The organism is Belnapia sp. (assembly GCF_059504005.1).
Genome location: NZ_JCACHU010000029.1, coordinates 1 through 9648 on the forward strand (window position 1 = coordinate 1; position 9648 = coordinate 9648).

At 66.4% G+C, this 9648-nt stretch carries 11 protein-coding genes and 2 pseudogenes; 4 read left to right on the forward strand and 9 right to left on the reverse strand.

All coding sequences use genetic code 11. The features are described from left to right. A pseudogene (locus AC5JJ1_RS04985) lies at nt 1-672 on the forward strand (IS66 family transposase); the annotation flags it as partial. Nucleotides 673-790: 118 nt separating this feature from the next. On the opposite strand, the gene AC5JJ1_RS04990 reads toward AC5JJ1_RS04985, so the two are convergent. The 5 genes from AC5JJ1_RS04990 to AC5JJ1_RS05010 form a co-directional block, all read right to left on the reverse strand. Further along, nucleotides 791-1705, reverse strand: coding sequence for a calcium-binding protein (locus tag AC5JJ1_RS04990; RefSeq protein WP_495784014.1), 915 nt, complete (start codon nt 1703-1705; stop codon nt 791-793). Nucleotides 1706-1825: 120 nt separating this feature from the next. Further along, nucleotides 1826-1960, reverse strand: a complete 135-nt coding sequence (locus AC5JJ1_RS04995) for a hypothetical protein (RefSeq protein ID WP_495784015.1) — start codon at nt 1958-1960, stop codon at nt 1826-1828. A gap of 415 nt (nt 1961-2375) precedes the next feature. After that, the gene (locus tag AC5JJ1_RS05000) at nt 2376-2696 is read right to left on the reverse strand and encodes a hypothetical protein (RefSeq protein WP_495784016.1); all 321 of its coding nucleotides are present in this window, start codon (nt 2694-2696) and stop codon (nt 2376-2378) included. Between the two features lie 51 nt (nt 2697-2747). Further along, nucleotides 2748-3065, reverse strand: coding sequence for a hypothetical protein (locus tag AC5JJ1_RS05005; protein WP_495784017.1), 318 nt, complete (start codon nt 3063-3065; stop codon nt 2748-2750). A gap of 18 nt (nt 3066-3083) precedes the next feature. Beyond that, entirely contained in the window at nt 3084-3761 is a 678-nt protein-coding gene (locus tag AC5JJ1_RS05010) for a hypothetical protein (protein ID WP_495784018.1), read from the reverse strand. A gap of 81 nt (nt 3762-3842) precedes the next feature. Between AC5JJ1_RS05010 and AC5JJ1_RS05015 the strand changes: the two genes are divergently transcribed. Beyond that, on the forward strand, nt 3843-4166 hold the full coding sequence (locus AC5JJ1_RS05015) for a hypothetical protein (RefSeq protein ID WP_495784019.1): 324 nt from the start codon (nt 3843-3845) through the stop codon (nt 4164-4166). A gap of 139 nt (nt 4167-4305) precedes the next feature. Here AC5JJ1_RS05015 and AC5JJ1_RS05020 read toward each other — a convergent pair whose 3' ends face one another. From AC5JJ1_RS05020 to AC5JJ1_RS05030, 3 genes are all read right to left on the reverse strand, one after another. Next, nucleotides 4306-5031, reverse strand: coding sequence for an IS5 family transposase (locus AC5JJ1_RS05020; RefSeq protein WP_495784020.1), 726 nt, complete (start codon nt 5029-5031; stop codon nt 4306-4308). Between the two features lie 289 nt (nt 5032-5320). Continuing rightward, on the reverse strand, nt 5321-5869 hold the full coding sequence (locus AC5JJ1_RS05025) for a DUF4337 domain-containing protein (RefSeq protein WP_495784021.1): 549 nt from the start codon (nt 5867-5869) through the stop codon (nt 5321-5323). A gap of 140 nt (nt 5870-6009) precedes the next feature. Then, nucleotides 6010-7392 (reverse strand): carbohydrate porin, encoded by a 1383-nt coding sequence (locus AC5JJ1_RS05030; RefSeq protein WP_495784022.1) that lies wholly within the window; start codon nt 7390-7392, stop codon nt 6010-6012. 303 nt (nt 7393-7695) lie between these two features. Here AC5JJ1_RS05030 and AC5JJ1_RS05035 point away from each other — a divergent pair. Then, nucleotides 7696-8016: pseudogene (locus AC5JJ1_RS05035) on the forward strand (hypothetical protein); the annotation flags it as partial. Between the two features lie 327 nt (nt 8017-8343). Here the strand turns inward: AC5JJ1_RS05035 and AC5JJ1_RS05040 are convergent. Continuing rightward, nucleotides 8344-8496, reverse strand: coding sequence for a hypothetical protein (locus tag AC5JJ1_RS05040; RefSeq protein WP_495784023.1), 153 nt, complete (start codon nt 8494-8496; stop codon nt 8344-8346). Nucleotides 8497-8586: 90 nt separating this feature from the next. On the opposite strand from AC5JJ1_RS05040, the gene AC5JJ1_RS05045 reads away from it, so the two are divergent. Then, nucleotides 8587-9552: an IS5 family transposase gene (locus AC5JJ1_RS05045; protein WP_495784024.1), complete on the forward strand. Its 966-nt coding sequence runs from the start codon at nt 8587-8589 to the stop codon at nt 9550-9552. The last annotated feature ends 96 nt before the right edge of the window (nt 9553-9648 follow it).

Genomic DNA, 9648 nt, shown 5'->3' on the forward strand with positions numbered 1-9648 from the left:
AGAGGGGGGGCGATTTCATGTCGCCAAGGGAGGGAGATTCCATGTCGCCTGACACAAGGCCGGTTCCAGCCTGGGCGAGAGGCGGCCGTTGCGGCGCTGCGCCGTGCCGAGGTGGTCGGGTCTGACGAGACCGGCGTGCGGATCGAGGGCTGCAGCGGCTACCACTGGGTATTCCGCTGCCAGGATGCCGTGGTGCACCAGGCCGCGCCGACGCGCGCCGCCTCTGTCGTGCGTGACATGATGGACGGGCACCGCCCTGCGGTATGGCTCTCGGACCGCTACGCGGCGCAACAGGGCCACGGCTTGGCCCAGCAGATCTGCCTGGCGCACCTGGCGCGCGACGTGGCGTATGTAGTAGAGGCCAGCGACGACCCCGTGCCGTTCCGGCTCAAGCTCTGGCTGGGCTCAGCCTTTGCTCTGGCCGACGCCGCCGCAGGCTTGGCCGCCTCCACCCTGGCCGCCAAGCGGCGCGCGCTCGAGCGCAGGCTGGACCCGATCCTCGCAGCCCCCAGCGGCTGCGAGCTGACGCGGGCGTTGCAAGCGAAGCTGCGACGAGCGCGCGACCAGCTTCCCACCTTCGTGGACTGGCCTGGCCAAGTCGCCGCAACGAACAACGCCTGCGAGCGCGACCTCCGCCCTGCCGTGATCCAGCGCCAGGTCACCAACGGCCACGAGCCACATCGTCGCCTCGGCGCTGACCGACAGGGATGTCGACGACGGATCCCAGGTCGGTCCGCCGCTTGACCAAGTCGGTGGTCCCGTAGCGTCCTCATCTGGCCCAGTGTCAGCCTTACAGCACGTAGTCGCCGAAGCCGGGCGGCAGGATGAAGTCGCTGGCCGTCAGGTGGTGGATACCGCTCAGCTCGATTTCCTGGCTGGGCCTGGTCGGCACCGTCGGCGCTGGATTGTCAGTGGAGAAGCCGAATGGCGCGTTGATTTGCACCACCGTGTTGCCGTCCACGATGTCGTAGCGAACCTGCAGGGCAAAGGTGGCCTCGAAGCTGCCGGTGCCAAGGAAGATGGGGCCAGGCTGGCCCTCCGGCGGGGGGAAGATGTTGCGGTAGCTGGTCAGGTCAATCACGTCCTGACGGTGGTGGAAGTCGGTGATGATGTCGCGGTTGCCGGGGCCGACGCCGGTATCAGGGGTGAACTCGACGCGGCCGAACTTGAAGATGTCACGCCCCGAGCCGCCGGTCAGGGTATCCGCGCCGCCAAAGCCCAGCAGGATGTCGGCGCCCGCGCCGCCGTTGAGGACATCGCTGGCCGAGCCTCCCTCGATGCTGTCGTTGCCGCTGCCGCCGAACAGGTAGCTGGTCCTGCCCTCCAGGGACTGCGGCACCTTCACCGGTACCGAACCCCACCCCAAGATGGTGTCGTTGCCCGCGCCGCCGCACACCGTATTCGAGCCGTAGCCCGCGATTACCACGTCATTCCCGGCGCCCGCGAAAATCAGGTTGTTGCCGGGCGACGGGTTATTGGGGCCAGCCCAGATAGGCCCGCTTTGCTGTACGTTGCCATTGGGGTCCGGCAGAGGATAGTCAAAGGAGTTGTCGCCGAAGATGCTGTCGTCGCCTGCCCCGGCAAGGATGCTGTCGTCGCCCAAGCGGCCCAAGATGGTGTCGTTGCCATTCAGTCCAACGAAGACATCGTTCGCTGCTGTGCCGAGCAGGAGATCCGCCTGCTGCGTCCCGGTTTTAAGCGCCATGTTGCTGTTTCCTCCACCGGGCGGTCTGGCCCGCCCGCTGCCGCATTAAGGCATTCCGGGTCGGGCGACGTCACGCATACGTTGAACAACCCTGGGTGAATAGCGAACAATAGATGTTCTCTACTTGGCTGCACTCTTCATTGCCGGGCGGCTCGCCGACCGAAGTTCTCCCACCGTTCTGCGCTGCGCCAGTTCCACCTCAGCCTGCTGCAGCAGACCGATGATCTGCTCCGCCGTGTGACGCTTCCTCGCCATCCCGGCCTCCTTCCAGGGAGGCCAACTCTCTCATCCAGGCTGGATCCCAGGCAGGGGGGAAGGTCACAGCTCCGGGTCTCAACCAGCGCCTGATACCACAAGCAGCGACCGACCTTTGCTGACAGCCTTGCCGCCGTACGGCGGTAGATCTGGAGTGAGCAGGGTTTTGCGCTGTCCCGCCACGCCCTCGACACTACGAAACTCCCGCCAGCCCTCCGCGAGGGCATCGCTTACGCCCTCTGTCACGCTGCCTAAATGGCCAAACTCGAGCTTAGTGGGCGAATGGACGGCACCGGCCAAAAGCATTCAGGAAGACGGTTTTTTGGCCTCAGAAAAGGCGAAGGGCTATCTGGGGCGGCCGAGTGGCTTGAGGCTCCTTGCGTGCGTCCTGGCGCGGCTACGGGGCTTCTGCACGCTAGTCCTCCGCTATCGGCTCCTCGCCATCGTTCCACCAAGCTAGACCCTGACGCGCCAGCGTCCGGCCGTGAGCCTCGTTGCGCTCTAGGTCAAACTCGCGGATCGGCACCGGCACCGTTCGGAAGGGGTCTAGGCTGCGGATGCGCTCGGCCGTGCGTTCGGCGCGGGCCTGCCAGGCGCTCGCCTCGTCGGGATCGCTCCGCCGGTAAAAGGCGGCATTGATGCAGGCCAGCATGTGCAGCTGCCGCAACGCCGTGTAGATCGGCCAGTCAGGCGGTGCCCGCAGCTTGGCCCGCCTCGCGTCCTTCTCGCTCCACATACCCTAGCCTCCCTCGTAATTGCGTAGCGCCTCGGTCTCGGCCCGGTGCCGCTATGCTCGCAGCCAGGCGCGCGCGGTTGCCTCATCCACGCTACCGGCCACAAGCTGCGCCATCAGGTATTGCTCGAGGTCGTGCGCCTCAAGCTCCCACTTCACCATGTTCCCAAAATCGCCATCCCACGCGGCGGCGCAGCGGTAGCGCGCCGCCCATCGTAGGTCATTCAGGTCTAAGCGAAGAGACAGCCACTCAACGTGCCCCATCTGCAAGCGCAGCGCCGGAGCGACGGTATCCAGCACGCGCGGCCGGGGCAGGTTGGGCACCGGAGACCGCAGAAAGCGCGGAATGCCGAGAGGGTCGCTCTGCCGCATGGCTAATCCTCCTCTGGCTCAGCGGGTGATTGCTGCCATGTCATCCGCTATCGCATCCGCTTCCTTGGAGAAATGAAACAGGATGAAGCCAAGGCTTTGCAGCACCTTCCAGCTTCGCCCCCACTGCAATACGTCGATGGCCTCCAGCTCCAAGCCGTCATAGCGGAAGGTCTCGCCGGCATACTCGGCCCGCCGATCGAGCAAGGCGAAGTCCAAAGAAGCCGGCCGCCATCCCGGCGTCAGTTCGTCGGCCCGCTCCACCAGTTCGCGCGTATGCTGCGCCAGCACAGCCACGGCCTCCACGATGCGCGGCCCGTCTGCCTGGTGCTGGCCGTAGGTGGCGTTGAGGTAGAGGGAGAAGCATTGGGCCAGGGAGTATTGCCACCGGTCAAGCTGGCTGAACCCCTGCGAGAGCGCCGGGAAGGCCAGCACGGTGGCGGGGGTCGGCTGCACCAGCCGCCCCCTCCCCCAGCTATGCAGGGCAGTGAAAAGGTCGAACAGCGGCAGGGAAACGGGCGGCAAGTCCGCCTCGTCAAGTTGGTGGTCCGGCTTCAAGGGCGGCAGCTCGACATAAGGCAGGTCGTCCACGTCCGGTGTTCCGTCCGCATACTTGGCGCGGCCCATTGCCGGCCATGCTGCCAGTGCCGCAGCCAGCATGACGCGCCGCTGCCACGGTAGTCGCCCTGTTTCGGCCATGGTGCCCCTTCCCCTGCTTGGTTAAGGCACAGCCTAGCAGCATGTTTGTACCTCTTGGCGCGGCTGTGGGGTTGGTGGGCGATGGTTGAGGTTCAGGGCAAGCCAGTGCGGCAAGAATTCCCCCGGTACGTGTTCGGCGGCGATAACCGGGCGTGGCTCGCGGCGATGGAGGCTTGCGTGGCGCGGTTGAGGGCGCTTCCGCCCGCACCGCCGCGCGTGGTCGAGTGTATCACCTACCGGCTGTCAGGCGGGTGGGCCTTTCAGCCATGCCGCACGGCCGGAGCCTCGGGCGGCTGGGCCTTCGATCTGCGCAAGCGCAAGCCGCGCCGGTATGACGCCTTTTGCCTGGGCGGCGTGGTGATCTGCGATGCCCGGAAGAAGCCGCGCCGGGTGCTTGGGCCTTAGCAGGATGCAGAGCGCAGGTGCACAGAGAGGGCGCAGATCTTCGCGGTGTGGGCTTTGGGGCGCCTTGGGCACCGTGATGGGCGTTGGTTTTGGCCTGCCTTGGAAGGCTAAGGGGCGGTGCGGACAGACTCGTCCTATGTCAGGCTGCCGCCGCGTGCAGCAGGGTAACGGTGCGCCGGAGATTGTAGACTATGGCAGCAAGCCGCACCTGCAGACCTGCCTTGGCAAGCCCGAGCCAGCGCATCCGCCGTAGGCCATAGCTGCGCTTCCAGCTGCCGAACACCTTCTCGATGCGGCAGCGGACCCGCCGGACCGCCGCGTTGTTTGCTTCGAGCCGCGCGAGCGCGTCCGGGCCGCGGCCCCAGATGCCGGTCCACACCGTGCGCGGCCGGCCGCCGCGGCCGCTGATCAGCCGCTCCGCCAGCCCGCCGGTGAAGGCGCTGTCGCCATAGACGTAGCCCGGCTCCGGCGGCAGCACCGCCGCCAACTCGGCTGCATCGTGCACGTTGGCCGTCGTGCCCTCGACACTGCGTACCAAGCCGGCACCTTCGTCGGTCGCCACGTGCGCCTTGTAGCCGTGCGCCGGCTTGCGCCGGCGGTGCCCAGCCCACTTGGCCTCTTCGTCCTGCCTGATGCTGGCGGATGGAATGAGCGTTGCGTCCACCAGAGTGCCGGTGCGCACCATCACGCCCTTGGCCTCGGGCTGGTGGGTGACGGCTTCGAAAAGCACTCGGTCCAGCCCACGCCGGACCAGCTCGCGCTGGAAGCGGACGAAGGAGGTGCGCTCGGGCGTCGGCTCGTGGACGGCGAAGCCGCAGAAGCGGCGGAAACTGGCGCGGTCGTCCAGTGCCTCGGCGAGCCTCACGTCCGACAGGTTGTGCCAGGTGCCAGCAGCAGGGCTCGGAACAGGGCCATTGGCGGCCAAGCCGCCTCGCCCTTCGTCGCCGCTGAGATACCAGCCAAGGTATGATCGATCTCGGACCAGTCGATGAGCCCCGCTAGCTCCATTAGCGATGCGCCAGAGCGCGGCTCCGGCCGCGCGATGAAGTGTTCCTGACCGGTCCGACGCCGCGCCATGCCGACCTCCGTCGCCTGCAGGACAAGCGAATCAGCCAGAGTGCAGCGCGTCCAAACACATCCGCGCACAGCTCTCATTAGGAAAATCCGATGAAGGTCGCCAGTGACAGCAGCGCTCCGGTTCCGCCCAGGGCTGCGCCCGCCCAGACCAGGATGGCTGTGCCGGTGATGATGGCGGCGGAGGCCATGACGATGCCGATTTGCAGAAGGGCGGAGGCCGCATCGAAGCGGCCGTCGAGCCGCATGGCTTCGTCTCGCTCTGCCTCAGCTCGCTTGGCTCGGACCATCAGCTCGCGGCGCCCCTCATTGGTCTCTGGCTCGCTTTCCCAGCGGTCGATGCTGGCCCGCCAACGCTCCAGCATGCGGTCAACCTCTGCCTCACGGCCAGGGCGAGGGGAAACCAGCGGCAGCATATCGGCCAGCCCCCGAAGTGTCGTCTGCCGTACGGTTTTCGCTTGAAAGAACGACCACAGGTTAGCGCTTTCCACGTTCTTTAGCTGTGCCTCTGTCTTGGCGTCGTCTCCGGCAACCTCCGTGAGCGCAAGAGCCAAAGCGAGTGCGGCGATCAGCAGCGCGATGCGCCGGTTCCCTTTGGCTTCCTCGACAGCTTCGGTGACATTGACCATGGTGCCTTACCCCCAACGATAATTTGCGTTACCTAGTCAAATTTGCTGCGGGTCGGCAGGGTGTTTGCAGATCGCCTGCACGGCCCCGGTCGCAGTGCTGTTCATGCCGATACAGTCTCGCGTTGCTGCCAGCGCCGCGCTTAGAACTGCAGGTAGGAGCGGAAGCCAACGACCAGCGCGTCCCGTTGCATGTCGCCGCTGGGGTGCCAGATGCGGGTGAGGAAGGGTTGCAGGCTGAAGCCGGCCAGGACCTCGGCCACATAGGTCAGCTCAAGGTTCAGCTCGAAGTCGCGTACCACTGCTCCGTTACTGGTCAGGCGGTTGCGGTTGCGGTCGAAGCCGCGCACCGCATCGGAGAAGCGAGCATAGATCATGCTGAAGCCAAACCGGTCCCGCGGCCGCGTCGCAACGAGACCCGAGAGTACCATGCCGCCGTCGAGGTACAGGCTGATCGTGCTGCGGTCAGACGGCGCGACCGAGGCACGCCCGAATGCCGTGACGCCGCTCTCGGCATCGCCGCCGCGCAGGCGGTAGAGCTGGTGCTCGCCCACAGCGTAGAGGCCCCAGCTGCCGCGCAGGCGTAGCGGTATGCCCGATCCCGCCTGGTCGGCGAGCGGCCCGCCATCCTCTGCGAGCCGCTGGTGGTCAAACCGGCCCAGGTGGGCCCATCCGCCAAGCTTGAGTGTGCGAGCGAGCCTGGTGTCTCCGGGCGCCTGGTTGGCACTAACCTGGGCCTCGGCGAGCACCAAGGCGGGGTCGCGTGTTCTGAAGGCAAGGCCGTCCCGGTTCCGCCGCTGCTCGTCACCCGGCCCGGGTCCAGCAGGGTTCCCGTTAAACACGCCAAGCTGCAGCGTCACCCCCGGGCCGGGGTCCAGGGCGAGGAGGAGGCCCGGGGTTGATAGCGGATAGGCAGGGCCACCGCTCGGCAGGCTGAGTGCAGCGATGGTGGGCCAGTCACTCTGCAGGAAGATCTCGGCCGTTTGAGCAAAGAAAGAGTCCGCGTCCGCCACGAGCTGACCGCCCCTGAGCCGCACCGTGCCACCAAGCAACCGCTGCTCCAGCCAGAGTTCGGACAAGCGGACTGTTGGCGCGGCCTCGATGACGGCGATCGTGTTGATGCCGCCGATGAAGTCGCGCCGCATGCGTCCGGTGTTATGGATCAAGAACAGGTTCGTGTAGAGGCGCAGTCCGGTCAGCCCGGCGAGCCGCCTGAAGTCGACGGATAAGCTTGGCTCGAAGAGGCCCTGGTTGACCACTCCGCGCCGGTACCCGCCAGAGACGTTGGCCAGCACGTCGGCGCGGTACCAGAAGTTGTAATAGACGCCTCGCTCCGCCAGCCAGCGGCGGTGGCCGAGCAGGTCGCCGCTCCTGGGGAGGGCGGTGGCGATGGTCCGCTCCGGCAAGCCGTCCAGGAGATACTCCGGCTCGTCGGTGCGCCTGCGGACCTCGTCCGCAAGAGCGCTGGCAGCCGCCGCAACAAGAAGGACAACGCCAAGCCAAGCGTGGAGGAGCAGCGCCGCCAAGAGGGTCTTCCGGTCGAGCGAGGGAAAGACCAACGACGGATAGCCTGCGGCTGCTCCAAGCGTCAAGCAACGAAACTATGACACACTGGGACTGCAAGGAAAGACTGCTAACCAACGGCGGCGTCACGGAAAAATCTACAAGCAGGACCTCACATGACAGCGAGAGAAAGCATCAAAGTCTAGGTGCTAGGCTTCCCGTGGCCGACGGATCATGGCGTCCCAATCTGTCTTGTGGGTGGCGCTGGCGGCGCTTATTTGCGGCCGACGTCGCATGCGACTGCGTTATGAAATAGGGGGATTCCGATGTCAGAAGGCTCGTTCACCAATGGCTTTAAGTCGATTATCTCACGGTCCAATGAGACTGTTGCTTTAAGGCTAACCATTGTGTTTGGCAGCATCTGGTGTGTTTATGCGTTCACGATGCTTTCGCTCGTCCCACTATTGGTCCCGGCGGCACAAACCACATTGCTGTACGTTAGTAACTCGATCCAGTTAGTGGCGCTGCCCGCGCTTATGGTGGGAAGCGCCATGCTAGCCCGAAACAATGAACAGCGTGCGGCGGAGGATCATGCTGCGTTGGTTGAAATTCTAGCGGAAGTCCGCGAGGAACTTGCAATCTTGAAAGCTCTCTCATCGCAGCTTCAGCATGAGCGTGAGACGCCGTCTTGAAGGAATGCTGACGCTCGCGTCCCTCGAGAAAAGGTGCCCAAACACTTGGAGGCTCGCAACACGCTGCCATGGGCATTGCCAACTTGTTTGCGCGATAGTCGCGCGGAGGCCTTTGAGGTCTGGCAGCAGGCGACCTGCGCAAGTTGTTCGGCGCCAGCCCGCGCTTGCACAGCCGTCACCCGGCGGCCGCCGGCCGGCCGCAGGATGCCGCGCGGCCGCCGGCGCCCGCCCTCGGTTGAGGCGCGCAGGGGGCGGCCCACGGGACGGGGGCGCCGCCGGGCGCTACCCCTCGATGCGGGGGATGCGGCCGCTGCGGGCGAGCGCGGCCCAGCGCGCGACATCGGCGCGGAAATAGGCGGCGAAGCCCGCGGCATCGGTCGGGATCGAGATGGCGGAGATCTGGCGCAGCCGCTCCTGCACCGCGGATGCGGCCATGGCGGGACCTTGGTGCATGGGTCGCCCGGTTGGGCATCCTCGGGTAGGCTGCCGTGAGGGCTAACCTCGATGGCTAATGAGGCGCCCACCATGCCGTACAAGGCTAATGCCGACCGCCGGCACCGCATCCCGAAGCAGCGGCACCGGGTGACGAACTGGGCCTCCTACGAGGCTGGTCTGCGCGCCCGCGGCAGCCTCACCGTGTGGTTCACGGCGGAGGCAATCGCGGCGTGGCGTGCTGAGCCTCGCACCGGCCGTGGTGGTCAGCCCCGCTACTCCGCTCTGGCGATCACCACGGCGCTGACCCTGCGGGCGGTGTTCCGCCTGGCGCTGCGCCAGACCGAAGGCCTCATCACCTCCATCATCGGCCTGCTTGGGCTCGACCCCGCCGTGCCCGACCACAGCACCATAAGCCGCCGGGCCGAGACGCTAGACGTGCTGCGTCCTCGCCCTGGGCGCGAGCCCGTGCACCTGCTGGTGGACAGCACGGGATTGAAGCTCTGCGGCCCCGGCGAGTGGCTCGTGGAAAAGCACGGCACGAGGATGCGGCGCGGGTGGCGCAAGCTCCATCTCGCCACCGACGCCGACACCGGGCGGACCGTCGCGTCGGCGCTGACCGACAAGGATACCGATGACGGCTCGCGGGTCGGGCCTTTGCTCGACCAGGTTGGCGGACCAGTGGCGTCCTTCACCGGGGATGGAGCCTACGACCGGTATGACGTCTACGCCGCTGTTGCCGCGCGGCATCCGGCGGCCGGCGTCATCGTTCCACCCCGATCGAGTGCGGTACAAAGCGGTACAGCTAGGACCGAGCCGACGCAGCGGGACCGACATCTGCAGACCATTGCCGAGCGCGGCCGCATGGGCTGGCAGCGGGCGTCAGGGTATAACTGGCGCGCCCTTGCGGAGGCCGACATCTTGCGATGGAAGCGCGTCATCGGCGACGGCCTGCGCTCGCAGACTGACGGGCGTCAGGAAGCCGAGGTTGCCGCCGCCGCCGACGTGCTGAACCGCATGCTCCAGCTCGGACGCCCGGAGTACGTCCGCCTCACATGAGCCCAGATCAGAGTGGGGCGCCATGCGCCCATCTGTGGACGCCCCCTTCAGGGCAAGGGAAAACGTCAGGATTGCGGTGACGCGTCGTCGGATGCT